Source organism: Arthrobacter monumenti (assembly GCF_054511255.1).
On record NZ_JBTNCY010000005.1, the window covers coordinates 202,829 to 229,813 of the forward strand.

Consider the following 26,985-nt stretch of genomic DNA (forward strand, 5'->3'; position numbering starts at 1 on the left):
AAGGTTGCATCTACGTTGCAACCCAACGCGTCAAGCCCGCAGTTCAGCATCAATCCTTTCCAGATGTGCGACGACGGCGGCCCGCTTTGGCGAGCGCGGGGGCAGAAGCTTCAGGCACGTTTCCCAGACGACGACGTCGTCGGCCGCCTCCGGGAGCTGGGCATACTCCATCAACGCTTCAGGGCCGGCGTCGTTCAGTACCGCCTCCCGCAGCGCCGAACTAATCTCGCGGCGCAGCTCCACAATGGCCGGCGCATCGGAACGCGGAATGAGGGGTCCCCGGTAGATTTGCAAGGCCATCCGGTGCGATCCGCGGTGCAGGTAATTCAGTACCTGCCGGGCGTCCACCACCAACGGTGTGCGCAGCCGGTACGGGCGGGATTCGGGAACGGCGGCCGGATCCAGCCTTTGGAGCACCTTCCGCAGACGCACCATTTCCGCCCGGAGCGTCGTCGTCGACTTATCCTTCGGGTAGAGCATCGCGGACAATTCCTCCGAGCTGAGGCCGTCCTGGTGCCAGGCGAGCAAGGTCAGGATTTCGGCATGCCGGGCGGAGACGTCTCCGGTGCTTCCGCCGATACTGATCCGCCCCTGGGCACGGCCCAGCACCTGCAGGCTGTCCTGGTAAAGCCGTGCCGCCGGTGCGCCATTGAACCCAGCGCGGGACCGGGACGGCGTGCTTTGGACAGACCTCCCCGCGGGCCGTTCGGTCCTCTGTCCAGCAGCAGACTGCAGTCGTTCAACACGCAGTTGAGCCTGCGCCGCGGCGACGGTTGCTTCCACCAGCGAGAGCGTATGCGACGCGACTGCTTCGGCCCCGCCGGTAATGTCGACGACGCCGAGCACCGCGCCGGAATCCGGATCATGCAACGGAACGGCAGTGCAACTCCACGGATGGACCATCCTGTTGAAGTGCTCCGCCCCGGAAATTTGAATGCCGTGGTCAAGAGCCAATGCCGTACCCGGCGCGCTGGTGCCGACCCTGGCTTCGGACCAGTCCGCCCCGGCTACGAACATCATTCCCTCGGCCTTGCGGCGCATGCCTTCGTCGCCGTCGACCCACAGCAATCGGCCGTGTTCATCGCCCACGGCGACCAACAGTCCGCTGTCATAAGTGGGGCAGACCAGCAACTGATGAATCACCGGCATGATAGAGGCCAGCGGATGCTGTTGACGGTACTCGGCCAGCTCGCCGCCGTCGTACACCAGCTCCGGACTCGCTGCATCCGGATCAGCATGGTGGCTCAGCGAACGTTCCCAGGAATCGCGGACAATGCTCCGAAGCCCGGTGACCCCGCGGATTCCGGAACCAAGTCTTTCGTGGGCCTTATGTGCGTACTGCTGAACGGTGTCCGGGCTGAGTCCGGCCGGAACTGCAAGCCATGGATTCGACGCCGGTCCGGCACCAGTTCTGTCCGGCAGCCGGGAGACGGCCATTCCGGGAAGTGATATGTCCACTGCTGCTCCGCTTCATCGCACGCATCACTACCAGAGGGTAGTGGGCTGGCTCACAGCTTAGCGCGGAACGCGGATTTTTACAGGGGGTGTCCGGCAGCACCGGACACCCACCGGGCTACTCCTTTTTCAGGTTGCCCGCCATATAAGCATCATGGACACGGTGCGCCTCGCGGGCGCTGGCCCGGATATGTTCGATGTCCTTGACCTTATTGCGGTACTTCACATCCATTGTCGCGATGAGTTTCTCTTCCTCCACCAGCGAGTTGAAGATGCGCTCGCGCTCCGCCTGGTCGGTGGTGTACGAGAGGTCGAGGTAGTTCTCGGCATGGCGGCGGGCATTCGACACGGCCGTTTGCGCCTTGCCAGCCGGGCTGACAAGGGAGGCGAAGATCGTCAGCAGGAGGATGCCGACAATCACGCTGAGGGACAAACCGGTGCTGATTTCGACAACCGGGACCGGCTGGCCTTCGTTGATGAATGGCACGGTGTTCTCGTGCAGGGCGTGCAGCACCAGCTTGACGCCAATAAAGGCCAGGATTGCTGCCAGTCCGTAGGAGAGGTAGATCAGCCGGTCCAGCATGCCGTCGATCAGGAAGTAGAGCTGGCGCAGGCCCAGCAACGAGAATGCGGTTGCTGTAAAGACGATGAACACATTCTGGGTCAGACCGTAAATCGCCGGGATCGAGTCGAGGGCGAACAGGATATCGGTCCCGCCGATGGCCACCATGACCACCAGCATCGGCGTCATGACCTTCTTGCCGTTTTCGATCGTGAAGAGCTTATCCCCGTCGTAATAATCCGTGGTCTTGAAGACCTTCCGGGCAATGCGGATCATGAAGTTGTCTCCCGCATGGCTCTCTTCGCTCTCGGGCTTGATCATATGTCCTGCCGTAATCAGCAGGATCAACCCGAAGAAGTAGAAGACCCACGCGAAGCTGTTGATCAATGCCGCACCCAGGAAGATGAAACCGGTACGGGTGATCAAGGCGAAGATGATGCCGAACAGCAGCACCTTCTGCTGGTCCTCGCGGGGAACCTTAAAGCTGGCCATGATGATCAGGAAGACAAACAGGTTGTCCACCGACAAGGCTTTTTCCGTGAGGTAACCGGCGAAATATTCGGAACCCATGGTGCCGCCGCCGAATATCAGCACGGCGATTCCGAAAAGGATCGCGATGCCGACATAGACCGCGGACCAGATGGAGGCTTCCTTCAGCGTCGGCACATGGGCCTTGCGGACGTGGAAGAAGAAGTCGTAGGCCAACAGCGCCAGGATCAGCGCGATGGTCAACGACCAGATGAGGGGAGAAACAGTCATGTTCGGCAGGCTTTCGTCGTCAGGACAGCGGACAAGGCCGTAAGTCTCTCCGCCGGCGCCTTCGGTGCACCGGCCGCTGCAACCGGTGCGGCGTTATCGCCCTACGTGTTGACGGTTGCAGCGCTGAGGGATACTCCCCTACGCACTGCTCATACTACCGGCGGACCGGCGCCCGCCGAAACGGGAAGCCTACTGACCTGTTCCGAAGTCGCGGGAGATGGTCACCATCTCTTCACGCGGAACCACCTTGATGCGCTCCCGGATGACGCCGTTGGAGTCGTACTTGGATCCGAGGGTCAGCTCGTGGGCGTCCAACCGCAGCCATCCCTCCCACGTGGTGTATTCCACGCCGCGCTCCTCAAGGAGGTCGATAATCGCGCTCTCCTCCGGCTCCTCGGCAGCGGGAAGATCCAGCCGGTCCTCGAGGAGGTAGCCGATCGTTTCCAGCGCGTCACCCTTGGTGTGTCCGATCAGGCCTGTGGGTCCACGCTTGATCCAGCCGGTTGCGTAGATGCCGGGGACCGATTCGCCGTGCACGTCGAGTACGCGGCCGCCCTCGTTCGGGACCACGCCACGCTGGTGATCGAATTCGATCTCTTCCAGAGCCGAACCGAAGTAGCCCACCGCCCGGTACACGGCCTGCACGGGGTAATCCATTACCCCGCCGGTGGTGGTGACGCGGCCCTCGGCGGTCAGCTCGGTTCGGTCGAAGCGGATGCCCTCGACCCTGCCCTCACCGTAGATCTCCTTCGGCTGATGCCAGAAGTGCAGATGCAGGCGCCGCGACGCGCCGGAGGGCTCGTCGAGCAGCCAGTTCTGCAACGTCTTGACCATGTTCTTCGACTGATTGTTGGAGTTGATCTGGCTTATTGATTGCTCGTCGAAATCGAAGTCCTCGGGGTAGACGATGATGTCCACATCCTTGACGTGCCCGAGCTCGCGCAGCTCCAGCGGGGTGAACTTCACCTGGGCAGGACCGCGCCGGCCGAAGACGTGCACATCGGTTGCTGGCGAGTTCTTCAGTTCCGCATAGACGTTGTCCGGGATCTCGGTGGAGAGCATGTCCTCGGGGTGCTTGGAAAGAACCCGCGCGACGTCGAGGGCCACGTTGCCGTTGCCGATGATGGCAATGTCCTTGGCTTCCAACGGCCACTCGCGGGAAACGTCGGGATGTCCGTCGTACCAGGAGACAAAGTCTGCGGCACCGAAGGAGCCGGGCAAGCCGACGCCGGGAACGTCGAGGTCCGCATCCTTCACTGCACCGGTGGAGAAAATGATGGCGTCGTAGAAATGGCGGAAGTCCGACAAGGTCAGGTCCTTGCCATAGGTGACATTGCCGAGGAAACGAATATCGCCCCGGTCCATAACCTTGTGCAGCGCGTTGACGATGCCTTTAATGCGTGGATGGTCAGGGGCAACACCGTAGCGGATCAGACCATACGGGGCTGGATGCTGTTCGAACAGATCGATGCTGACCTCGAAGTCACGCTCGGCCTTGGTGAGAATATCCGCAGCGTAAACGCCGGCGGGTCCTGCTCCAATGATGGCCACCCGAAGTGGGCGAGACATAGTCAGTCCTTCCAAAAGACAATTTGTGAGGTGCACTGCCGCGTGGTCGGCGGCGGTGTCACACCGCAGCTAAACAATTAGCGCACAGTTATCTAGTCTAAATGCCGGAGGCCCCCAGCGCTAAGTGAGGTTCCTTACCGGGCGCCGGATGGAATATCGGCCCCTGTTGGTGATGTTATTAGCTGTGTGTCCTCAACCTCTGCCGGCGTAGCCGCCTCCCGAACCAAACCTGCCCGCAGCGAGGGCGCCAAAGGCCTGATCTTTGGTTTCGGCGCGTACGGCCTCTGGGGGCTGTTGCCGCTCTACTTCGTGGTGCTCGAACCCGCCGGACCGGTCGAGATCGTCGCCAACCGGGTGGTGTGGTCGCTGATTTTCTGTGCCCTGCTGATCACCTTCACCAAGTCATGGCGCGTGTTCGGAATGGCCGTGTCCAGCCCGAAGGTGCTTGGTACGCTGACCGTGGCGGCACTGCTGATCGCCACCAACTGGTTGACCTACGTCTACGGCGTCACCAGCGGGCACGCGATTGAAACCTCGCTGGGGTATTTCATCAACCCGCTGGTTTCCGTCCTGATCGGCGTGATTGTCCTGAAGGAAAAACTGCGCCCGCTGCAGTGGATAGCCGTGGGAATTGGTGGTGTCGCCGTCGTCGTGCTCACCATCGCCTATGGCAACCTCCCCATCATCGCGTTCACGCTCGCGCTCTCCTTCGGCGCGTACGGTTTCGTCAAGAAAAAGGTTGGGCGGCGGGTCGACGCCGTCACCAGCCTCAGCGTGGAAACTGCTGTGCTCGCGCCACTCGCCGGCGGGGTGATGATCTGGCTGGCCATCGCCGGCGACTCCACGTTGGGCACCGAGGGTTCCGCGCACTTCTGGTTAATGGTCGCATCGGGGGTCATCACGGCAGTTCCGCTGCTGCTGTTCGGCGCCGCCGCGAGCCGGCTTCCGCTGGCCACCGTCGGCTTCCTGCAGTACCTGACGCCAACCATGCAGTTCATTCTGGCGATCACCGTCCTCGGCGAGCGGATGCCGTTGGAGCGGTGGATCGGTTTCGGGCTGGTGTGGGTCGCCTTGATCTTCCTCAGCACCGACATGCTGCGCCAATACGGGGTCAACCGGAAGCTCCGCACAGCGGCCTGACCCTCATCCCTTCCGTTTCGTGGCGCCCTGTCGTCCAGCGGCGCTAACCGTTCAGCGCATCCCGCCGTCAGCGCCGCCCGCCCGTTTAGCGGCATCCGGGCCTTTAGCAGCGGTCTCCGGAGGATGCCCGCACCACGCGTTCGACGTCGTCGTACACCACCTTCGATTCGGGCAGCCACGGCAGCGCCATGAAGACATGGAACCCTCTTGGATAGGTGGTCAGCGCCGCGGTGCCGCCGGCGTCGTTGATCCTGACGGCAAGTTTGGTCGCGTCCGGCATGCAGATATCGCGTCCACCCTGGTGGATATCCACCGGAGGCAGCAGGGCCAGGTCGGCCGCCGGTGCGTAGACCGGACTCACGAGAGGATGCCGCGGATCTTCTTTCCCCGCCCACCAGGAACCGGCTTCGACCGCGCCGGGGATGGCCAACATCGGATCCACCTTCTCGTAGGCGGGCAGTTCCGGGTTGGTGCCGGTGATGTCGGCCCAGGGCGAGAGCAGGAGCAGCCGTCCGGGCCGCGGCAAACCGGCCGCCTGGAAATGCAGCGCCATGCCAACCGACAGCCCACCGCCGGCGGAATCCCCCGCTAGTACGACGTCGTCGGCCGCCGCCGTTTCGAGCACCCGCTCGTAGACGGCTTCCAGATATTCAAACGCCTCCTCGAAGGTGTGCTCGGGCGCGAGCGGATAGAACGGAACCGTGACGGTGGCGCCGGTGCGGCGGATAAGTTCCGCGATAATCGTCCAGTGGGGGCGCACCAGCTCGTTGATGTAGGTGCCGCCGTGAAGGTAGATAATGCTGGCGTTCGATGCTCCCGACCTGGGCCGCAGCGTCACGGTGCGGAAGCCGTCCACCATGGATTCCTCCACTGTGCACAGCTTCCGCACCGAACGGCTTACCGGCGCGGGAACCGGGTAATTGCGCTGCAGATATTCGGCCCGCATCCACGCCTTGGAGCGGTAGTGCCGTTTGGTCCGCGTCAGGCGCACGGCAGCGCACGCCAGCTTCATCGGGATGCTCATCCTGCGAGTCTAAGCCCGACGACCGGCGGAACTTCAGACCTGCGCGCGGATCGCCGCTTCCAGCACATCGAGGGCGTCATCGAGCAGATCCTCACCGATGACCAGTGGCGGCAGCAGCCGGACCACGTTGCCATACGTGCCGCAGGTCAGGATGATGACGCCTTCCTTCTGGCAGAACGCCGCGATGGCCTTGGTCGCCTCCGCATTGGGTTCCTTGGTGCCCGGATTGACCAGTTCGATGGCGAGCATGGCCCCGCGGCCGCGCACGTCGCCGATGATATCCACATGCCGCGCCAGGGACCTCAACCGGTCCATCACCTGGGTTTCGATCTGCTTTGCCCGGCCGTTCAGGTCGTAGTCCTTCATGGTCTGGATCGCGCCGATTGCAGCAGCGCACGCCACCGGGTTACCACCGTAGGTGCCGCCGAGACCTCCGGGGTGGACGGCGTCCAGCAGGTCCGCCCGGCCGGTAATCGCAGACAGCGGCATACCGCCGGCGATGCCTTTCGCCGTCGCCACGATGTCCGGAACGACACCCTCATGCTCTGACGCGAACCAGGCACCGGTGCGGCAGAACCCGGACTGGACTTCGTCCGCGATGAAGACGATGCCCTTCTCCTTGGCCCAATCCGCGAGCGCCGGCATGAAGCCCTCGGCCGGTACAATGAAGCCGCCCTCGCCCTGGATCGGCTCCAGCAGGATGGCCGCGACGGATTCGGCACCGATCTGCTTCTCGATCGCCAGAATTGCGCGCTGGGCCGCCTCGGGACCGGTGATGTCCGGGTTCTCTTCCCGGTACGGGTAGCTCATCGGAACCCGGTAAATCTCCGGCGCGAAGGGACCGAAATTGGCCTTGTACGGCATGGATTTCGCCGTCAGGCCCATGGTCAGGTTGGTGCGGCCGTGGTACGCGTGATCAAAGGCGACGATGGCGTCACGCCCGGTGGCAAGGCGCGCTACCTTGACAGCGTTTTCCACTGCTTCAGCACCGGAGTTGAACAGCACGGAACGCTTTTCGTGGTCACCCGGAGTCAGCTCATTGAGCAACTCCGCCACCCGCACATAACCCTCGTACGGGGTCACCATGAAACAGGAATGCGTGAAGTGCTCCACCTGTTCCTTGACGGCGCCGACGACGGCGGGGGCCGAGGCACCGACACCGGTCACCGCAATGCCGGCGGCCAGGTCGATGAAGGAGTTTCCATCCACGTCATGGATGATGCCGCCGTCGGCGTCCGCCGCGTAAACCGGAACGCCGGAAGCTACCCCACTGGCCACCACCGCCTGGCGCCGTTCGTTGAGGGCGCTGGATTTGGGACCGGGGAAATCTCCGACAATCCTGCGCTTCTGCTCCAGCCGGTATTGAATCTCTGCCATTTGACTACCTTTCAAAGTGTTTTCGACGCGGTGAACAAGTGCGTGGCCGAAAGGGCCCGCACCGGTCCCGCGGAGTGTGGGGTGCGTCTAGTCCAGCGCGCTCATGACGTGCTTGATCCGCGTGTAATCCTCCACGCCGTACATCGACAGATCCTTGCCATAGCCTGACGATTTGAAGCCGCCGTGGGGCATCTCGGCCGTGAGCATGATGTGCGTGTTGATCCAGACGCAGCCGAAGTCCAGGTCGCGGGAGACCCGCAGGGCGGTCTGGTGGTTCGACGTCCAGACGCTGGAAGCCAGTGCATAGTCGACGTCGTTGGCCATCTCGAGCGCCTCCTGCTCGCTGCTGAACTTCTGTACGGTGATCACCGGTCCGAAGGTTTCCTTCTGCACCAGGTCGTCGGTCTGCTTCACTCCGGAGATGACTGTCGGCTCGATGAAGTAGCCCTTCTCCCCCACCCGCTTGCCGCCGGTGACGACGGTGGCATGCTCCGGCACGGAATCGAGAACGCTGCAGACGGAGTTGAAATGGTTGATGTTGTTCAAAGGACCGTAGTAGTTTTTCGACTCATCCTCGTTGCCGGTCTCCAGACCCTTCGCGGCGTCGGCGAGCAGGTCCAGGAACTTGTCGTGCACGCCGTCCTGCACCAGTACACGGGTGATGGCGGTGCAGTCCTGACCGGCATTGAAGAACGCGAATTCCGCGATCTCCGTGGCGGTCTTCTCCAGGTTTGCATCATCGAATACCAGCGCGGGCGCCTTGCCGCCAAGCTCCAGGTGCGCACGCTTGAGGCCTTCGGCGGCACCGTGGGCCACGGCCTTGCCGGCCCGGACGGAGCCGGTGATGGACACCATGGCCGGCGTCTTATGCTCGACCATCATGGAGCCGGTCTCACCGGTACCCAGCACGACGTTGAAGACACCCTTCGGGAAGATCTCGCCGATCAGGCGGGCCAGCACCAGCGTGCTTTCCGGTGTTGTGTCACTTGGCTTAAGCACGATGGTGTTGCCAGCGGCGAGTGCCGGGCCAATCTTCCAGATGGCCATCAACAGCGGGTAGTTCCACGGCGTAACCTGGGCAATGACGCCGACCGGTTCGCGGCGGACATAGGAGGTGAAGCCCTCCATGTACTCCCCGGCGGACTTGCCTTCCAGCACGCGTGCTGCGCCGGCGAAGAAACGGATCTGGTCCGCGCCGACGGCGACTTCCTCGCCGGCGATCATTTCCTTCACCTGGCCGGTGTTGCGGTGCTGGGCCTCGACCAGTTCGTCGCTGTTGGCCTCCATGGCATCGGCAAGCTTCAGCAGCATCGCCTGACGCTCTGTCGGCGTCGTGCGTTTCCACGTTTTGAATGCTTCGGCGGCGGCCGTCATGGCGGCGTCGACGTCGGCCGCGTTTGAAACCGGCGACTGGGCCACCACTTCGCCGTTGGTCGGATTAACAATGTCGAGCAGGTCGGTTCCCTGCGGCGAGACGAACCCGCCGTTGACGAAGTTCTGCAAAGTTTGTGCCATGTCAGATGACCCTCCTGTTGGCTTCGGTCCAGGTATTGGCTGCACCGGGTTTCCTCGTTGAAACGCTCCTGGGTCCGGGATTCGGTGTAATCAGGAGCACACTACTGGAGAGCGTACGCCAGAGCGGGCCCGCGTGGTAATGGGCCGACGCACATCTTCCGGCGCGTTTCATAGTGCAGCAGCCCAACTATAGTTGGAGCATGGCCGTTACCCTCGCCGAGCTGATCGGCACACCCCGATTGTCGTTGCGCCTGATCGGCAGCGCCGCCGCGGACAGCACCGCGGAGATCCAGTGGGTGGCGGTAACTGAACTTGAAGATCCCACCCCGTTCCTTTCCGGTGGTGAGGTGCTGCTGACCACCGGGCTCCGACAGAAGACGCCGGCAACCCAGCGGGACTTCGTCCGGCGGGTGCACGAGGCGAATGTGCTGGCGATTGGATTCGGCGTCGGACTCTCCCATTCAAAAGTCCCAGAGGCTTTCGTGGCAGAGGCGGACAAGCTCGGTATTCCGGTTTTCGAAGTCGCCTATGAAACACCCTTCATGGCCATCGGAAAACTGGTTGCTGATGCCCTGTCCGCCGACCATTACGCCAAGCTGGAGCGACTGCTCAAAAGTCATCAGGTGCTGGCTTCGGCGCTGCTGGCCGGCAATGGTTTGCCCGGACTCCTGCAGACCCTCGGTTCAATGCTGAATACCGAACTTGAGCTGACCCAGTACGGCGCGAACGTTTATGCCAGCAGTCCGGGATTGAAAAAGGACGACGGCGGCTGGGACCAGGTGGCCATCAGCACCGGCAAGAAGGACCGGACGACATTGTGGTTGCTGCGCCCGTACGAGGCCGACGGGATCGTCAATTACGCGCAGTCCCTGATCAGTCTCGAGCTCAGCAACCAAGCCCGGCACCGGGAAACCCAACGGCAAATCGCCGGACAGGTGCTCGATGACATTGTGCGGGGAGTTTTGACCGGCCCGGATGCGACTGCGCGTCTTGCCGCGGCCGGCATGGCCACGACCGGAAAACATGCGGTCCTGCTGGTCGAAGCGGGCAACAAGGACCGCCGTTCCCTGCCAACGCTGCCGCTGCCGCCCGGTATGGACAACTGTGTGAGCGCCATGCAGGGTGGGCGCCTGGCCGTTCTCGTTCCGGGAGCGGTCGCCGACCAGGCGCGGAGGCTGGCCACCTACCTCGAACAGGCGGGCATCGATGCCTCCATCGGGCAGGGAGGCAGCTACGCGCAGACCGGCGGGCTTCGGTGGAGTTATTTTGAGGCCAAAGAAGCTCTCTCCCATGGCGAGCGGTTGAACGTTCCGGAGCGGTTGAACCTTACATCGCTGCTGCTCGCCAGCGAAGACGTTCCGCTGGCCGATCTGGCAGCCGAGGCCCTGGATCCGCTGCTCACCTTTGACGAAAAGAACGACGCCGAACTCCTCAGGACACTCGAGAGCTACCTTCAATCCGACGGTTCCGTTGCCGCGGTAGCTGCCGGCCTGGGCCTGCACCGCAACACCGTCCGCTACCGGCTCTCGCAGATCACCGATCTGACCGGATACGACCCTGCGATCACCGCCGACCGCGTACACCTCTGGCTCGCGCTCTCGGTCCGGGGTTTGCAGCATCCCGAAGACCGTGACCGGCCGGCCGGGAACCGTCGCCGCTCCTAGGTGCCGCCGTCGTCGTCGACGTTCGCCCATAATGGAGGGATGACCGAACGCAGGCTGTCAGGCGGCAGCGATTCCGGAGCGGTCCGCGAAGGCGGAACCGTCCGCCGGACGCCGGGGCCGTGGACGGCGTCGGTCCACCGGCTGCTGAAACACCTGCAGGACCACGGCTTCGAGGGAGCGCCGCGTTCGCTCGGTTTCGACGCCGAGGGCCGGGAAGTCTTGACCTACCTCGATGGCGAGACCATCGGCAACCAAAAACCATTCCCCGCCTGGGTACATACCGAGGAGACGTTGGTTCAGGTGGCGGCGTGGCTGCGGGAGTACCACCACGCAGTGGCGGATTTCCAACCCAATGACGACGACGTCTGGCGCCAGGGCCGCGAATGGGAACCGGGGTTGATCATCGCCCACAATGATGCCGCTCCGTATAACGCCGCCTGGCGGGATGGCAGCTTCATCGGTTTTTTCGACTGGGACCTGGCCGGACCGCTGACCGTCGTTGAAGACATAGCGTTTACCGCATTCGCCTGGGTGCCGCTGCATGCCCGCAAAACAGCCGAGGACGAGGGCTTCACCGACTTCGATGCCCGGGGCCACCGGCTGCGCGTGTTCCTCGACGCGTATGGCTGGGAAGGCACGGTTGACGAGATTCTCGATATCGCCATCCACCGGGCCTCCGAAACCGCCCGCCTGATCCGGGAACTGGCGGCCGGCGGCGACCCGCTTTACGAGGAGATGGTCGGCAACGGTCAGCCAGACTCACTGGAACAGGCGGCCGCGGAAATGCAGGAACTCAAGTAGACCTACTTTTTCTGCCTGCGGCTGCCGCCGTGCCAGTCTTCCTGCAGGCCGGCTTCATCCTCGCTGACACCCAGACCCCGCAACTGGGGCCGCTCCCGGAGACTGCGTTTCAGCTCCGCGAACCCGGGGAAAGACGCCAGCCCCAGAACGTGGTCCCACAGCCGCACCGCGTCGTCCTCGCCGGGAAGACGGCTGATGACCGGACCGAAGAACGCCACTCCGGTGGGCGGCTCGAAGTGAATGATCGGAGTGCCGACGTCCTTGCCGGTCAGGGACAGTGCCTCGTCCGTCTCGGCCCGGATTTCAGGATCCAGCGAGTCGTCGTCCAGCGCGTCCGCCAGGGCGGTCGGCAGGCCTGCCTCCTCCAAGATCGGCTCCACGAACGGGCGCGTGCCGCGCCGGTCCCGGGTGGCGTTCTCATCTCCGCCTGGAGTTGGCTCCGAGTCGAAGATATGCGCTCCGAACGCGGCGTAGAGCGGGCCCATCGCCTCGCGGCCATGCCCGGCACGGGCTTTGGCAGCAACGCGGAGCAACCGCAGCCCTGCATTGTGCCCGGCCTCGTACTCCGGCGGGAAGTGGGCGTCATAGTCCACATTGGCGTTGATCATCCGCAGGGAGATAAACCGCCAATCCACTGTGTAGTCCCGCTGGGCCATCACCAACCGGACCCATTTGCTGGTCATCCAGGCAAACGGACAGGTCGGGTCGAAGTAGAAGTTGATATCCGGAGTCTTCACGGTCCACACGCTATGGCCGTCCCCCACCGTGGTCAAGCATGCCGCTGCAAATTGTGGACAACAACCAATGGTCCGCCCCTGCGGCATGGACCTTTCCGGCGTCACCAAGAACAATGACAGCATGACCAGCCGCATCGCCGTCCTCGCCATTGATGCCATCGAGCCCCGCCTCGTCGCCGAATTCTGGTGTGCCGTACTCGACTGGAAAGTTGTTGAAGAAGACGCCGGCATCATCAGCATTGCCCCCAACGACGGCGCTTGGCCGACGATTGACATAGTGGCCGTTCCCGAACGCAAGACGCTCAAGAACCGTCTCCACCTGGATTTGCGGGCCGATGGTGCGGCAACGTCGCAGGAACTGGATCGGCTGATTGCCCTAGGCGCGAGCCGGGTCGACGTCGGACAGGGGCAGGATGTCAGTTGGGTGGTTCTCGGTGATCCGGAGGGCAACGAGTTCTGCCTGCTCTCCCGGTCTGTTCAGGATCTCTAATCCCTCAACCGCGCCACCGGTGCGAGGATGGTTAGTGTGACGGCTTACATCTTTGATCTCAGTCCCGATCGGCAGACCGGAGAACTGCCCAGCTATTCATGGGCTTTGGACCGTCTCGCCGAAACAGGCAGGGCGGTTGGAAGCTGGGAAGTGGGCTGCGACAGCGGCATCCTCCCCGGCGATGACGCATGGCTGCTGCTACAAGGCGGCCAGGGCGGCGCATTAATTGGGCACGGCATGGTGGGCTCCGAACCCTCGCCGGATGCAACTGATTCAGACGGCGCCGACGGCGGCCGAAGGTTTGTCGACATTGCCATCGACGCGCTGCTGCAGTGGGGAGAGGAAATACCGGCCGAAACACTGACAGAACGCGTTCCAAAGGTGCGCTGGAATCCAGAGCCGGGTGCCGCCGTCGAAATTCCACCCGAAGACGAGACCGCGGTGCGGTTTTTGTGGGCGGAGTACGCCCCTGTCTCGTTGGATCCGACGACGCCACCACCCGGAACCCTCCCCGAGAATGCTTTGGCGACGGCTCGTGTCAATCGGTACGAGTGGGATCCTCATGCACGCGAGGCCTGCATCAATCATCATGGAACGAGCTGCTCGGCCTGTGGTTTCTCCTTCGAAGCGGTCTACGGCGATATCGGCAAGGATTTCATCCAGGTTCATCACATCGTTCCGGTATCACTCGTCGGCGGGGATTACGAGCTCGATCCGCTCACCGACCTCGTCCCGCTATGCCCCAACTGCCATGCCATGGCGCACCAACGCAAACCTGTCCCCTACACGCCTGCGGAGTTGCGCACACTAATCTCCAGGGCTGGATACCTGCAGGGAGTATTGGTCAGCCCCGAGGAACAGCAGGCGCAGGAAGACGCAGCCCGGCTGCTCGGTCCGGGCACGTCGAACCAGTGACACGCCGCGGCGCCCACGTAGACTGACGGCGTCCCTACCGCCACTCGTAATCGGCGATGACCTGGTCCCGCGACACCTTGGAGGGTTCACCGTGAACGATGCCGTGGACGTCGCCCTGATTCTGGACCTGCTGGGCGTTTTCTCGTTCGCCGTCTCCGGCTGCCTGCTCGCGGCGCGCAAGGGTTTCGACATCGTGGGTTCGCTGCTGCTCGGGTCTCTGGTCGGCCTCGGCGGAGGAGTGGTTCGCGATCTGATTATTGACGCCGGAGTTCCGGCGGCATTTTCCAATCCGTTGTACATCATCCCGCCGCTATCGGCAGCGCTTCTTGTGTACTTCCTGTTCTCCTCCGTGCAGCGGTTCGGCAGCCTGCTGGTGGTTTTCGACGCCGGCGGGCTGGCACTGTTCTGCGTCACCGGAACCCTCAAGGCGTTGGAGTTCGGCCTGAACCCGGTCTCGGCGGTCCTGCTCGGCGTGACGACGGCGGTGGGTGGCGGGTTGCTCCGTGACGTTACGGCCAATGAAGTGCCGAAAATTTTCGATCCCCGGGACGTCTACGCCATTCCAGCCTTCGCTGGGGCGTTCCTGGTGGTTCTGCTGGATACCTTCGGCTGGTCCAACGTTTTCACGACGGCGGCAGTCGCCGTGGCAGTCTTCGCCTTCCGCATCCTCGCCTGGCGGTTCAGCTGGCGCGTACCGCTGGCCGTGCAGGGTTGGCATCGCTAAACTTCCCGCGAACTGGGTTTCCGTCAAGGAGGTATTTGGCAGGCCTCCTCGTCTCAGCTAGTCGGCCCCTGGCAACCCGGCCATCCGGTTCTGCAGAAACTCGACATTCTCCACCGTGGACTCATCAACCACAGTCCAATACACACCGGCGTCGCTCTTGGTCAGCCCCATTGCTTCAGCCTGATCCGCATTATGGCCGGTATAGAACAGGCGGAACAGCCGCCGTCCGGCATCCTGACCGACATCAACCAGCCGGAACGGAGCGCCCTGATACGTCACCTTGCCGAGAAGTTCGAAAACGTCCGTGACTTCATTGATGGAGGTCTTTTTCCGCCATGTACCCCGCGATGTCTTCTCGAAACCGCCGGCGTCGGCCGGTGGTTCACGGGAAGCAGCAAGGACAACCGACGAGGCCCCATCGACCAGGTCGGCGCTGAGCCTGTAGCCGTTCCAGATCGCGGTCCACCCCATCACCGAAGCCGGAGTGTTCTGCTGCGGCGCACCAAATCCGTTGTCCGGCAACGCCGTCCACCCTGATGCCACGTCCCCATAGAGGGCAATCAGCTCTTCAGACGCGTCCCTGTGAATGCGCCACAATTCCGCCCCGGGTGGCAACCGGACCTCATCAATAAAATACAGTGGCGCCGATCCGCCGTCCCAAGCGGCCAAACCTGTTCCAGTGAACGGAGGCCGGTCTACGAAATCCGGAGCGGTGGGAGCATGTACGTACACGGTGGGTGGGGCGGCAAAGCGCAGGACATCCAGATAGGGGGCCCCGTCCCGCCATGGAGATCCGGCGAAGCCCAGTCCATGCGCCTGAAACAATAATGCGGGGTCATTGATTGGGGCTACATCAACTGCATTGAGCACGAACCCTGAAACCCGGTCCTTGTTTCCCTCGACCAGTTCCTTGACCTGATGTTCGTTCAAGGCCTTCTGCAAGACAGTTGCCAAAGTCTACTCCTAGTCTTCATGTGCAATACCGCAGAGGCTTGACCTACTGCTGCGGGGTTTTGATATAGGTGGTTACCGGGCCGTCACATCTTGTCTAGATACGCCGTATGTGTCGTACTGAGGCCTGCGTAGTCCGACACATTTTGGTGACCCCGCAGATCAGCCAACTGCGACCAAGGCACCCAGCCAAAGGCCCTGCCTGGTCCAACAGTTCCAGATTTGGAAGCTCCAACCACCATTGGAACGATTGGTGCTCTCCAGGTCGCTTCAATGGCCCCTCTACAAGGACATCACCATTCTCGCCCACCGCTGATGTGGTTGCCGCTTCCCCTCCTCGAAACTCGTTAAAAGTGACTTGGTCCGAGTTGCGAACAACACGAAGCCGCTTACACACAGCCGCTACGCACCCGAAAAAGGGAGCGGTTCGTCTTCAATCTCCTCCCGCAGATCAGTCAGCTCCGACCACGGCACCCAACCAAAAACCAAGCTCCGGTCCACAAACTTCAGCGGCTCCAGCTGCTTCCACCAGGAAGGTGGCTTCACTACACCCGCACCCTTCACAGGCCCGTCGATCAACACGTCCACGTCACCGGCGGCGACGTCTTCGTCATCGCTCTGCCCGAAAACACGAAACTCAGCACCCCGCCACACTCCGATCGTATTGACGCCAAACTTCCGCTCGATCTCATCGATCGGCACCCACCGCGACCACGTTGGCCACCGATGGCGTGGCTCCCGGCGCTTCCGTTCAAACCCCTCCTCGAACGGCTCGGGGCCGTAAAACTGAATGACAATCCGGCGGGTTCTCGGGTCTGGTCCACCCGGGACATACTCACGACCCCGCCAAACAACATAAACACCGCTGACGCGCATACCATTCGGCAACTTGTCATCAGCCAACGCGCACCCAATCGTCGCCGTCGAAAATACCCGCCAAAACTTCCTCACCGGCTCGATTCAGCCGCCACATCTCCGCGCCGGCAAACATTTCGACGCCCCTATTTCCCCGTGTGGCGTATTCAGGAATGATTCGCTGACCATCGGCAGTGCTGCCGGTAAAGCCGGTACTGGCGGCAATTGCTGCCGCAACAACTCGTCCGGGATTCCAATATCCGCCGACTCCGAGGTCTGAAAGCGAACCGCGTGCACTGGAGCGTCTGCCGTAAACGGACCCGGCGTGCCATCTGCCATTTTGTAGTCGAGTCTCAACCCGTCAATAATTTCCTCCGACGTCCGCAAATGCGCAGTGTCTGCCCCGTCCGAGATAAATCCCTGCATCCGTTGACGATACTCTGCCGGCGAATCGTTCTTGAGCATATCCTCGACAAAGCCGGGATTAAGCACTTTCTGGAATACCGTGTCCGGGCCGTTGGAGAATTCGATGCCGTGGCGGATCTCGACCAGCTTCTCAGCCTGCTCCGGGGTCAGCTCGTCGCCGCGCTTATGAATCAGCTCCTCAAATTCCTGCTGCTCGAGACCGTGCCCACGGGCACTGGCCAAAACCGCATCCCGCCGAGCAGCCGTCGACTCCGCCAACTGTGCCGAGGACATCGAAACCGTATGTTGTTCGCCATTCGGCAGTTGAACCGTCCCCGGAGTACCGTCCGGATTCCATTCAGTCACCGTCGCCTTCGGCGCATCCGCTCCCGGAGCCGCAGACCCGTCGCTGTCGCCCGACCCGCCGCCATCGGCATGAGTGGCACCAGTGGGCGCATCCGCCTCCGGCACCTCCCGAGCCGGCGAACCGCCATCCGGGACAGCATCACCAACGGCGACGCCACCACCCGACCAGGATCCGGCATCAGCACCGGATGGAGCAGCCGAATCAACCGCCGCACCACCGGCAGGCGCACCGGTTCCGCCGCCGTCGGATCGGGAATCCATCCGGCTCATCCCGGCCTCAACCGCATCGGAGAACGGCCGGGAACCAGTCGAACCGGCGCCGGCGTAGGCCGGTACCGGACCGCGCAGTGCCCCGACGGCGTCGTCCATCCGCGTAGCCACCGGAGCCAACCTGCCCAGCGACTCACGCGCCACCGTCGTACTCAAATCCAGTGACTTGATCTTTAAGTCGGTGGCAAGATCGGCAACCTTCACCGTCGTGCGCGCTGCCGCCCCCAGACCCGTGACCCGGACAGCGGTGCCGGTCTTCGACGCCGCACCGCTCACCCCGGCAATCTTCGAGGCCGTAGACCCGGCCTTCGTCGCAGCGCCCACACCGGCAGTCGCCAGAATCGCCGCCAGATCGAAGGTCGTCGCACCAGCCGCATAAGCAGGATCCTCCTGCCACTCATCCCAATGCACCGCAGCCTTACCGACCGCAATCAAACGCTGCTGGGATTCCATCACGCGCTGAGGTTCGCTCATCAATAAGCCAGGAGTCGAAACGACAGCCACATCCATCGCCAACGTCCCGATCCCCTTCCAGGTGGTCGAGAACGTATCCCAATCGGTGACATTGACCATGTTCCACAAGCCGGTAACCGTGCCGGTCACACCACTCCAGGCACCCTTGCCGAAGGACGCCACCACATCCCAAGCGTCGCGGTACCACGGAGCGTCCCACTCGGTCGGCTCGCCCCACGGCAGCTTCCCCTCAGCCGCAGCCGCGTTCAGCTGCCCACCGGTGAAACCGAACTGAACCTCCCCCGCGCCTGCTCCTTCCTGGGTGGTGGGGACATAAGAGGAACCGCTGTAAATGGAGCTGATCTTGTTCGCGCAAGCCCGCTGCGCTGCCATATATTCAGCCATCAAGGCATTGGCATCGGAGAGGATGTCATTGTCCTCCTGAACCAGATCCTCGTCCTCGCGCCATTCATCGTCAGACGCTTTTTGGGCTTCGATGGCATGCCACCGGCTGATCAGCGTCTCATACCGGGACTTAATGCTTTCGGCCTCGGCCGCGTAGGTCTCCACGGCCGATTTGAGCGTCCGGGCAACCGCAGCCAAATCTTGACCACTGGTCCGCACCGGGGCAAAGGCGCCATAGACGATCGGTGCCTCCGGCGCCTCGTACACACCGGCCATGCCGGACCACGCCGCGAACGAATCAGCGGCAAGCTCCTCGACCCGGTCGGCCTTGCTCTTAAACTTTGCCGCCTCGCGCTGGAGACTCGCGGCGTCGGCAATCGGCGGGAAAGCAGAAGGATCAAACCCCATAACTGTCCTCCGCTTTGTCTAGTTGGGTGGTCTCATTTTCAACTTGTCTGACTGGTGCCACTATCGGAAGTCACTTGGCACGGCTCCACCCGTACCATTCGTGCCACCCGAAGAGGTATGCACAGGATCGGGCGCATTGTCGGCGTTCTGCTGGGCATTGGCGGCCATTTCCTCCTGGCCCTGCCCATACGCCCGCACTGCCTCGGCAGTTGCGTTCAACGCTATTCCGGTGCGCCCGGCGATATTGTTCATCGCCGGCATCAGGTTCCCATCCGAAAGGCCCTGCAGCGCGTCCGCGATGATTCCGGATTTCCCGGCCTCACCGATACCGGCGAGGACCGTACCCATGTCAGCAAAGATCTCTTCGTAGTCCTCGGCATAACCCTGCACCTGCAGGAGGATCGATTGCACTCCGCCAGGATCAACGTCCCACTTCATTAGCCGATATTCTGCACGGCCGTGCGGGCACGCTGCTGTGTGCTGCCGGCGGTCTCATCGTTGCGGAGCAGGGTTTCCTTCACCAAGCGGATGATCTCCTTGACCTCCGCCGCGGAGTTCTTCCAGCGCGTTTCAGCATGGTGGTAGTCCTCGGAGACTCCGTCGGCTTGAAACTCGCTCATGGCGGCAGCCACAGCCTGATCGCGGTCAGCTATCAGCGCCTCCAGGCGTCCGACGATGGAAGCGATGTCTCCCTCAACCTGGGCGGAAGCATCAGTGTCGTAGGAAATGCGGTCCAGTGACATTCGTTGCACCTTTCAATGTGCTTTCCACACTGCTTCCGTAACCGGAGCGGCGGAATTGTGCGGGATGATTTGCGGTTAGCGGCTGCTGCTGAAGTTTGCGGCATCGAAGTTCGCCGCGCCTTGAGTCTGCTGGGCATTGTCGGCGGATTCCTGGTCGCCGGTCTGAAATGCCACGTCCATGCCACCCTGTCCCTCGAGAATGCTCCCCAGGGCGCGGTTGATGTCGCTGGCAACGAAGTCGGCCCGCTGCTTGAACTCGTCGAAGCGGGCACGTCCCGAACCGTTGAACTTTCCCTCCAACGGGGCAACTGCCTGGACCAGCTGGCGGACCAGGGAACCAAGGTCCTCGTTGGACCCACCTGTCTTCTGTGTCAGCGTCGTCAGCGTCTGCGATCCCATATCGAATTTCACAACTACCACCTCTTATTTTCGCGTTGCCGTTCCGCCACTTGCCGGCAGTACCGTTTCCGCAACAGACCTTTACCTCTTCAATTTTTGCCCGGGATTTCCTCCCCAGTGCATCCATCAAAGCCCGGTTGCTCATGGCTGGTCAACAAAACGGCATGGGTTGAACTACCCATGCCGGCCTCAGACACTAAATTGACACCCTTGAGCTGGCATTATGTGATGAACGAATCCACCCTATCCACTCCGCATGTCCTGGAGGCCTTCGTGGCGTATGACTACGACACACAGCTGATCGAATCCGTGCTTGTCCGGCGCAACAGGTTGACCTCCGCCCTGATCTTTGGCCGGAACCCGTTCCAACGCCGCTGGATGGACACCACTAGGATGTTCCTGTTCAGTGTCGCCGTTGCCGCGCTGATCGCTGCAATCTGTGTCGGTTACTCGTTTGTCACCGATTTGCTGGCCGACCAGCGGGCTGAACAACAAAGCAGGCAGGCCACGTCCATCGTGCTGCACGACCTATCCACTGCGGGAGCATAACCAGATCATGGCCAATCCTGTTACGCGCGTTACCCTTATCGGCGCCAGCCGGCATGTGGATCTGCTACTGCCCTCGGCAGAACCTGTCGGCACCCTGGTCCCGCAGATTTTGGAGCTGCTCGGGGACCAGCCGAAGAACGATGTCGCAGCGAAAGTGTTGGTGACGCCGGATGGAAGCGAACTCAGTGACAGTGTTTCGCTCGCCGAAGCCGGGGTGGCCGATGGTGCGGCGCTGACCCTGCACAGTTCCGCGGAGGCGCCTCCGGCACCGGTCGTTTATGACATTACCGACACCGTGGTGGCGGAATCCGGGCATGTCGCCGGCCGGTGGACGGCCCGATGGCGGGATGTCGCCGCCGGTGCCTTTGCCGCCGCGGGTGTGTGGGCGGCAGCGATGATTTTACTGCCGATGTCGGCCGGGGAGCCCGGGTGGTGGATCCTGCTGGTTCCCGCAGGGTGCCTGCTGGTGCTGGCAGCCGGACTGGGCGCGGGAAAAGCCGGGCCCGCCTCCGTCGGTTCCACCGTCGCAGGAACAGGCTGGCTGCTCGGGGCCAGTGGCATTGCCCAAAGTGCTTGGCCGCTTCCGCAACAATTGCTCCTGCTGGCAGTGCTGACCGCCCTCGGTCTCGTCGCGTTGGGCTTCGTCGCCGGAAAGGGGCGGGCTTTCTTCAGTGCAGCGGCGACCTTGACCCTGCTTGCGCTGATCTGGACAGGCAGTGCGTTCTTCGCCGGAAGCGGGCTCGGCACTGCAGCGATGGCTTCGGTTGCCTCCGTTCTGGTGTTGGGGCTGCTGCCCAGGAATGCTTTGTCATCCTCCGGCCTGGCCAGCCTCGACGACCAGCGCGCCCACGGCAACCTGATCGGCCGCCGGGATGCCCTGACCGCCATCGCGGCTGCCCACCACGCGCTGGCGCTGGGCACCGTCGTCTGCGCCGTTTCCATTGCCGCGGGTCTCTGGTTGCTTGGCGGCGACGCGGACAGCCAGGTGTGGACGTTGCCCCTGCTGCTGGTGCTGACACTGGCGGCATTCCTGCGGGCACAGTCCTTCCCGCTCGCCGTCGAACGGATTGCGCTGTATTTAGCTGCCGCAACCGGAGTGGCCGCCCTGGCGCAGTCCTTCGTACGGTTCGCCCCTGAGCTGTTCTGGCTGGCCGGCATCGGCGTGCTGCTGACCGCCGTGGTCATTGGCGCGATGCTGGTGCTCAGGCTGCCCGACCATGTACTGGCCCGCTTCCGGGTGGCGGCGAAACGCTTTGAAACGCTGGCCATCCTCGCCACCATCCCGCTGCTGGCGGGCCTTTTCGGGCTGTTCGCACAACTGCTGGAGACTTTCTAATGGCCGATCAGCGCTTTGTCCCCCGGGCACCGGCGCCACCATCAACGGCGGCGCCAGGTCCTGAGCGTCCCGACTACACCGGCGGTACTCCATCGGCCGGCTTCGAATCCGCTGCCCACCGGCGGCGCCGCCTCTTGCGCACCCGCCCGTCCGAGTCTTCGCTTCAGCGGATCGCACGCCAGGCGTTGTCACTCTTCGGCTCCGATGACTATCCCCGGCAGTTGGCCGCGGCGGCAGCGGGAGCGCAGGCGCCCGTAACCACCGGCCGGCGGATTGTGGTCACCGGTTCCCGCGGCGGCAGTGGTAAAACTACGACGGCGGCCCTGCTGGCGCGGATTTATGGCGCCATGCGGCAGGAACCGGCCGCGGCTCTGGACCTCGATCCGGGCCTGGGCACCCTGGCCTTGCGCTGCGGTGCTCCGGATGCGCCCTCCCTGGAGGATATTGCCCAGCGGATGCGCGCCGGCGAAGCCGTGACCCGGGAAACCCTTGTGTCGGTGCTGGGAGGCGCGGACAACGGACTGTGGATTTCCGGCAGCCGGGCCAGCCAGCCATCGGTCAGTGGACCGACGCTGAGTGGCCTGATGACGTCTATCAGCCGCTACTTTCCCGTCACGGTGCTCGACTGCCCCAATGGTGTTCTTGCCGGTGAGCCCGCGTGGGCTGTTTCCCGGGCACACGCCGTCGTATTCGTTGCCCCTGCCACGGTTGCCGGGCTGGAAGACCTGCGCTGGTACCGGCAGCTGTGGGAGACCAACCAGGACCTGGCCGGCGTTCCGCTGCTGGCGCTGTTGACCGGCGTGGACGGCCGCGGCCCGTTCGATCCGGCGAAGGAAGCCGCCGGTCTTAACCGGGATGGCATCGCCGCGGTGCACCTGCCCTATGACCGTCATCTGGCGGCAGGGGTCGAAATCGAGTTGTCGCTGCTCAGCCCGGCTGCCCGGCTCGATGCCACGAAGCTGGCTTCCCGGGTGCTCGATATCGCCAACGGAGCCGGCTGAGATGACGCAGAAAGTCGTGCACCGTCCCGCCCGTTCAACAGCGCCGGCCCGGCAACTGGACCCGTATCCGCTCGATGCGCCACCACCGTCGGAAGATGGCAAGGGCGGGATGAACATGATGTCGATCATCCCGCTGCTCGGCGCCGGCCTGTCCATGACGGTGATGATGCTGTTCCGCGGTTCGAGCCTGGCTGCGGTGGGCGCCCTGATGATGATCGTGACCGTCATCGCCTCGCTGGTGATGATGATCAGCCAGCGTGGCAGGGCCGGACGGCAGCGCCGGGAGCAGCGGGAAAACTACCTCGAATATCTGGAGCAGTCACGGTCCCGGCTGCGTGCCGACGAGCAAGAGGCACACCGTATTGCCTGGACCGCCAACCCGCCGCCGGAGGCGCTGTTCGATATTGTGCGCAACCCCCGGCGGTTGTGGGAACGACGGCGTTCCGACGAGGACTTCCTGCAGGTCCGGCTGGGCACCGGCGAGCGTTCGAACCGCGAATTACCGGTCCATGATTCATCCAACGCGCTGCAGCAGACCGACACGTTCATGAAGACCGAGATGCAGATCCTGCGCGCCCGCTACGCCGCGTCGCCGTCGTTGCCGCTCACCGTACCGCTGGATTCCGCGGGCAACATCAGTATTGTCGGCTCGCGGGAGTTCGGTCTTGCCGTCTGCCGGACGCTGTTGCTCCAGGCGGCAGCATTCCACTCCCCGGAGGACCTGCATCTGGCCATCGCCGCGGCTGAAACGAGTATCGCCGACTGGAAATGGGCGTCCTGGTTGCCCCATTTGGCGGACCAGGACAAGACGCACAGCACCGGACCGGTCCGGCGCCTGGCACCCGGGATGGAGGAGCTGTCCGATCTGCTGGCCGCCGATATGGCGGACAGGTCGACCGCCGCGGCCGAATCCCGCCGCAACGTCCTCAAGGCCGGCGCCGGAAACACGGTTCCTCGGTTGCTCGTCGTCTCCGATGCGTACGGCGAGCTGCCCACCGGGCTGCGGCTGCCGGACAACCGCACCGCCACCGGGCATCTCGGTGTCAGCACGGTGTTCCTCACTCCCGACCGGAAACTGGAACCCGGCGAGGTCGCCGTCCGGATCAGCGAAAGCGGCACCGGCGTGAGCATTGAAAACTACCGGAACGACGCCGTCAATCCCCTCGTTGAGTCCGGAACCTTGGACGCCTTGAGTGTGGCCACCGCGGAGGCTCTGGCCCGGTCACTGGCACCACTGCGGTTGTCTGAAGACTCGCTGGAACACGATGCCTCGTCCAGCGCCGTCGGTTTCCTGGACATGCTCGGCCTTTCAGCGCGTCTCGACGAGCACGACATCAAACGACTGTGGCAGCCACGCGGTGAGACGGACTTCCTCCGTGTGCCGCTGGGACCGGACGACCGGGGACGGCCGGCCGTTCTGGATCTGAAGGAATCCGCTCAGTTCGGCATGGGGCCGCATGGTTTGTGCGTCGGAGCCACCGGGTCGGGCAAGTCCGAAATGCTGCGCTCACTCGTGGTCGGCCTGGTTGCCACGCACTCCCCCGACATGCTCTCCATGGTGCTGGTCGACTACAAGGGCGGTGCCACCTTCGCCCCCTTCGAAGGAGTCCCCCAGGTCAGTGGGATCATCACCAACTTGTCCGACGACGTCAGCCTGATCGAGCGCGTCTACGCCAGTCTCTCCGGCGAAGTACAGCGCCGGCAGAAAGTTCTCAAAGACGCCGGGAACCTGGCCAATATCACCGACTATCAGCTGCACCGGCAGGAGCGCGCGGCCGCAGGTACGCCGTTGGAGCCGCTGCCGCACCTGGTGGTGATCATCGATGAGTTTGGTGAACTGTTGACCGCCCGGCCCGACTTCATCGAGCTGTTCCTCTCGATTGGACGCATTGGCCGTTCCATCGGTGTGCACCTGCTGCTGTCCAGCCAGCGGATCGAAGGCGGCAAACTGCGCGGACTGGACACCTACCTTTCCTACCGGATCGGGCTGCGTACACTCTCCGAGTCGGAAAGCCGGACGGTGCTGGAAACCCCCGATGCGTTCCACCTTCCGGCGGTGCCTGGATTCGGCTACCTGAAGGTGGACACCACCACCTACACACGCTTCAAAGCCGGCTACGTCTCAGGGCCGCTTGACGCGCTCGAAGAAGAGGAAGAGGACGAAACCGCCAGCGAACCCGCCGTCGTACCCGCCCCCACCTACGCGGCGACGCTGGAGCAGTCGGATACAGACAGCACCGCAGCAGCACAGCCGGCCCGCTCGGCTGCCTCGCAACGGACCACGGGTCCGACGGTGCTGAGCACACTGGTGGACACCTTGCGGAAGTTCCCCCGGGCGGTCGACCCGATCTGGCTGCCGCCCCTGCCACATGGTATTGCCTTGGACACCGCTGCCGGCGGGATCACCGCCACCAGTGCGGGAATACGGCTCAACGAAGGTGGCAACCTCCGCGTCCCGCTGGGTCTGCTGGATGATCCCGCCGCACAGTGGCAGGGCAGCTGGGAACTGAATCTGGCCCAAGCCGGCGGTAACCTGCTGATTGTTGGCGGGCCGCATTCGGGCAAGAGCACAGGGCTTCGCACCATCGTGGCGTCGCTGGCGCTGACCCACAGCCCGGCAGAGGTCGGCATTTACGCCGTCGACCTGCTTGGCTCCGGCCTGCTGCCGCTGGAGGGGCTGCCGCATGTCGGCGGCACGGCGATGCGGACCAATCGCGAGGTGGTGCGCCGCACCGTCGAAGAAGTGTATGGAATGCTGCGGCAGCGTGAGCAGCTGTTTGAACGCCACCAGATCGATTCGCTGGCCACAATGCGGCGGATGTGTGCGGCCGGCCAGTTGCCCGAGCTGGCCAGTGCCGACGTCGTGCTGGTCATCGACGGCTACGGACAGATTGCCGAAGAATTCGAAGAGATCGAGAAGACAGTACACGCGCTGATCGCCCGCGGCGGCGGCTATGGCATCCATGTGATTGTGACCGCGACACGGTTCAACGAGGTCAGGATCGCCCAGCAGGGTTTCTTCGGCAACCGGATCGAACTGCGGCTGGGAGATCCCGGCGAGTCGGCGTTCGGCCGCAAACTCGCCGAAGGAATCAGCGCCAACCTGCCCGGCCGGGCCCTGATGGACAAGAAACTGCAGGGCCATTTCGCCCTTCCGCGGGTTGACGGCCGTGACGATGAAGACACCGCCATCCAGGGAATGCGCGACCTGGTCGATGCCGTGGCCGCGTCCACGGATGTGCGGGCGATGCGGGTACGGGTGCTGCCGTCAGAAATCGACGCCGGTACCGTGCCCACACCCGCCGATCCCGGCGTCGTACCTATTGGCCTCCGCGAGACAGATTTACAGGCGTTGCACCTGGACATGTCGGTCCGCGACCGGCACCTGGTCATCCTCGGCGACGATGCCTCGGGCAAGACGAACGCCCTGCGCTCGGTGATCCGCCGTTTGATGGCCCAGCACACGCCCGACGAACTGGTTTTCGCCGTCTACGATCCGCGCCGGACCCTCGCCGGCGAAGTTCCGGAGGAGTATCTGGGCGGCTATGCCACCAGTGCCGCTTTGGCGGTCAACCTCTCGAGTGCAATTGCCAGTGAACTGGACAAGCGGCTCGAGGCAGGTCCGGCGGGCGGCGCAAATGCTGGGTCCGGCAAAGGCGCCGGCAACGGCGGAAGCGGTGGCAATCGCGACGGCGGCGACGGCGGCGCTGAGGGCGCACACCCCCGCGTGGTATTGATCATGGACGACTACGACGTCCTCACCGCGGGCGGTTCGACGCCACTGGCCAAGCTTTCCTCCTATCTCCCGATGGGACCGGAAATCGGCCTGCACGCCGTCCTGGCACGGCGGGTACGCGGAGCGGCCCGCGGAATGTTCGAGCCGTTCTTCACCTCGCTGCGCGACTCCGGCAGCACCGGACTGATCATGTCCGGGGACCGCGGCGAAGGACCTTTGCTCAACGGTGTCCGCGCCCGCCAGCTGCCCTCCGGACGCGCACAGTTGGTTCAGGCCGGCAAGCCCGCCCAAACGATACAGCTCTTCCACAACACCAACGCCACATCGGGCAGGAGAAGTAATGGGACTACACCGGACCGGTAAACGAAGGGACGCA

The 26,985-nt window shown here is 63.3% G+C and carries 23 protein-coding genes; 10 read left to right on the top strand and 13 right to left on the bottom strand.

Translation table 11 applies throughout. From position 1 onward, the window contains the following. Positions 1 to 30: 30 nt before the first annotated feature. The 3 genes from ACX80B_RS09335 to ACX80B_RS09345 form a co-directional block, all read right to left on the bottom strand. Positions 31 to 1,458, bottom strand: coding sequence for a transcriptional regulator (locus ACX80B_RS09335; RefSeq protein ID WP_459295368.1), 1,428 nt, complete (start codon positions 1,456 to 1,458; stop codon positions 31 to 33). A gap of 115 nt (positions 1,459 to 1,573) precedes the next feature. After that, the gene (locus ACX80B_RS09340) at positions 1,574 to 2,776 is read right to left on the bottom strand and encodes a TerC family protein (protein ID WP_459295370.1); all 1,203 of its coding nucleotides are present in this window, start codon (positions 2,774 to 2,776) and stop codon (positions 1,574 to 1,576) included. 189 nt (positions 2,777 to 2,965) lie between these two features. Beyond that, on the bottom strand, positions 2,966 to 4,345 hold the full coding sequence (locus ACX80B_RS09345; RefSeq protein ID WP_459295372.1) for an FAD-dependent oxidoreductase: 1,380 nt from the start codon (positions 4,343 to 4,345) through the stop codon (positions 2,966 to 2,968). A gap of 177 nt (positions 4,346 to 4,522) precedes the next feature. On the opposite strand from ACX80B_RS09345, the gene rarD reads away from it, so the two are divergent. Then, positions 4,523 to 5,485: an EamA family transporter RarD gene (rarD, locus tag ACX80B_RS09350; RefSeq protein WP_459295574.1), complete on the top strand. Its 963-nt coding sequence runs from the start codon at positions 4,523 to 4,525 to the stop codon at positions 5,483 to 5,485. 103 nt (positions 5,486 to 5,588) lie between these two features. Here rarD and ACX80B_RS09355 read toward each other — a convergent pair whose 3' ends face one another. The 3 genes from ACX80B_RS09355 to ACX80B_RS09365 all read right to left on the bottom strand — a co-directional run bounded on the left by ACX80B_RS09355 (position 5,589) and on the right by ACX80B_RS09365 (position 9,401). Continuing rightward, on the bottom strand, positions 5,589 to 6,509 hold the full coding sequence (locus tag ACX80B_RS09355; RefSeq protein ID WP_459295374.1) for an alpha/beta hydrolase fold domain-containing protein: 921 nt from the start codon (positions 6,507 to 6,509) through the stop codon (positions 5,589 to 5,591). Positions 6,510 to 6,542: 33 nt separating this feature from the next. Further along, positions 6,543 to 7,886, bottom strand: coding sequence for a 4-aminobutyrate--2-oxoglutarate transaminase (gene gabT, locus ACX80B_RS09360; protein WP_459295376.1), 1,344 nt, complete (start codon positions 7,884 to 7,886; stop codon positions 6,543 to 6,545). Between the two features lie 87 nt (positions 7,887 to 7,973). Further along, positions 7,974 to 9,401 carry a gamma-aminobutyraldehyde dehydrogenase gene (locus ACX80B_RS09365; RefSeq protein ID WP_459295378.1) on the bottom strand — a complete coding sequence of 476 codons (1,428 nt, stop codon included), beginning with the start codon at positions 9,399 to 9,401 and terminating at the stop codon, positions 7,974 to 7,976. Between the two features lie 200 nt (positions 9,402 to 9,601). On the opposite strand from ACX80B_RS09365, the gene ACX80B_RS09370 reads away from it, so the two are divergent. Together ACX80B_RS09370 and ACX80B_RS09375 are read left to right on the top strand one after the other, a co-directional pair. After that, entirely contained in the window at positions 9,602 to 11,065 is a 1,464-nt protein-coding gene (locus ACX80B_RS09370; protein WP_459295380.1) for a PucR family transcriptional regulator, read from the top strand. 39 nt (positions 11,066 to 11,104) lie between these two features. Beyond that, complete coding sequence (locus ACX80B_RS09375) at positions 11,105 to 11,866, top strand: phosphotransferase (protein WP_459295382.1); 762 nt, start codon at positions 11,105 to 11,107, stop codon at positions 11,864 to 11,866. Positions 11,867 to 11,868: 2 nt separating this feature from the next. Here the strand turns inward: ACX80B_RS09375 and ACX80B_RS09380 are convergent, their stop codons facing one another. Further along, positions 11,869 to 12,603 (bottom strand): DsbA family protein, encoded by a 735-nt coding sequence (locus ACX80B_RS09380; protein WP_459295384.1) that lies wholly within the window; start codon positions 12,601 to 12,603, stop codon positions 11,869 to 11,871. A 121-nt stretch (positions 12,604 to 12,724) separates the two neighbouring features. Here ACX80B_RS09380 and ACX80B_RS09385 point away from each other — a divergent pair, with 121 nt between their 5' ends. The 3 genes from ACX80B_RS09385 to ACX80B_RS09395 all read left to right on the top strand — a co-directional run bounded on the left by ACX80B_RS09385 (position 12,725) and on the right by ACX80B_RS09395 (position 14,732). After that, a complete protein-coding gene (locus tag ACX80B_RS09385; protein WP_459295386.1) occupies positions 12,725 to 13,093 on the top strand; it encodes a VOC family protein in 369 nt (122 codons plus the stop codon). Positions 13,094 to 13,129: 36 nt separating this feature from the next. Next, positions 13,130 to 14,008, top strand: coding sequence for an HNH endonuclease (locus tag ACX80B_RS09390; RefSeq protein WP_459295388.1), 879 nt, complete (start codon positions 13,130 to 13,132; stop codon positions 14,006 to 14,008). Between the two features lie 91 nt (positions 14,009 to 14,099). Next, positions 14,100 to 14,732 carry a trimeric intracellular cation channel family protein gene (locus tag ACX80B_RS09395; protein ID WP_459295390.1) on the top strand — a complete coding sequence of 211 codons (633 nt, stop codon included), beginning with the start codon at positions 14,100 to 14,102 and terminating at the stop codon, positions 14,730 to 14,732. Between the two features lie 57 nt (positions 14,733 to 14,789). Here ACX80B_RS09395 and ACX80B_RS09400 read toward each other — a convergent pair whose 3' ends face one another. From ACX80B_RS09400 to ACX80B_RS09425, 6 genes are all read right to left on the bottom strand, one after another. Next, positions 14,790 to 15,686, bottom strand: a complete 897-nt coding sequence (locus ACX80B_RS09400; RefSeq protein WP_459295392.1) for a hypothetical protein — start codon at positions 15,684 to 15,686, stop codon at positions 14,790 to 14,792. Positions 15,687 to 16,085: 399 nt separating this feature from the next. Next, positions 16,086 to 16,385, bottom strand: a complete 300-nt coding sequence (locus ACX80B_RS09405) for a hypothetical protein (protein ID WP_459295394.1) — start codon at positions 16,383 to 16,385, stop codon at positions 16,086 to 16,088. Positions 16,386 to 16,643: 258 nt separating this feature from the next. Then, positions 16,644 to 18,845 (bottom strand): hypothetical protein, encoded by a 2,202-nt coding sequence (locus ACX80B_RS09410; protein ID WP_459295396.1) that lies wholly within the window; start codon positions 18,843 to 18,845, stop codon positions 16,644 to 16,646. Between the two features lie 60 nt (positions 18,846 to 18,905). Then, positions 18,906 to 19,283, bottom strand: coding sequence for a DUF6507 family protein (locus ACX80B_RS09415; RefSeq protein ID WP_459295398.1), 378 nt, complete (start codon positions 19,281 to 19,283; stop codon positions 18,906 to 18,908). Beyond that, complete coding sequence (locus ACX80B_RS09420; RefSeq protein ID WP_459295399.1) at positions 19,283 to 19,588, bottom strand: pore-forming ESAT-6 family protein; 306 nt, start codon at positions 19,586 to 19,588, stop codon at positions 19,283 to 19,285. Before ACX80B_RS09420 ends, ACX80B_RS09415 begins: the two co-directional genes overlap by 1 nt. Positions 19,589 to 19,663: 75 nt before the next feature. Continuing rightward, positions 19,664 to 19,999, bottom strand: coding sequence for a hypothetical protein (locus ACX80B_RS09425; protein ID WP_459295401.1), 336 nt, complete (start codon positions 19,997 to 19,999; stop codon positions 19,664 to 19,666). Positions 20,000 to 20,215: 216 nt separating this feature from the next. Here ACX80B_RS09425 and ACX80B_RS09430 point away from each other — a divergent pair, with 216 nt between their 5' ends. Genes ACX80B_RS09430 through eccCa form a run of 4 tightly spaced genes read left to right on the top strand, consistent with a single transcriptional unit; the run spans position 20,216 to position 26,972 of the window. Beyond that, positions 20,216 to 20,536 carry a hypothetical protein gene (locus ACX80B_RS09430; RefSeq protein ID WP_459295403.1) on the top strand — a complete coding sequence of 107 codons (321 nt, stop codon included), beginning with the start codon at positions 20,216 to 20,218 and terminating at the stop codon, positions 20,534 to 20,536. A 7-nt stretch (positions 20,537 to 20,543) separates the two neighbouring features. Next, positions 20,544 to 21,872, top strand: a complete 1,329-nt coding sequence (gene eccD, locus ACX80B_RS09435; protein ID WP_459295405.1) for a type VII secretion integral membrane protein EccD — start codon at positions 20,544 to 20,546, stop codon at positions 21,870 to 21,872. Beyond that, on the top strand, positions 21,872 to 22,873 hold the full coding sequence (locus ACX80B_RS09440) for a nucleotide-binding protein (RefSeq protein WP_459295407.1): 1,002 nt from the start codon (positions 21,872 to 21,874) through the stop codon (positions 22,871 to 22,873). The genes eccD and ACX80B_RS09440 overlap by 1 nt, the downstream gene beginning before the upstream one ends. A 1-nt stretch (position 22,874) precedes the next feature. Next, positions 22,875 to 26,972: a type VII secretion protein EccCa gene (gene eccCa, locus ACX80B_RS09445; RefSeq protein ID WP_459295409.1), complete on the top strand. Its 4,098-nt coding sequence runs from the start codon at positions 22,875 to 22,877 to the stop codon at positions 26,970 to 26,972. The last annotated feature ends 13 nt before the right edge of the window (positions 26,973 to 26,985 follow it).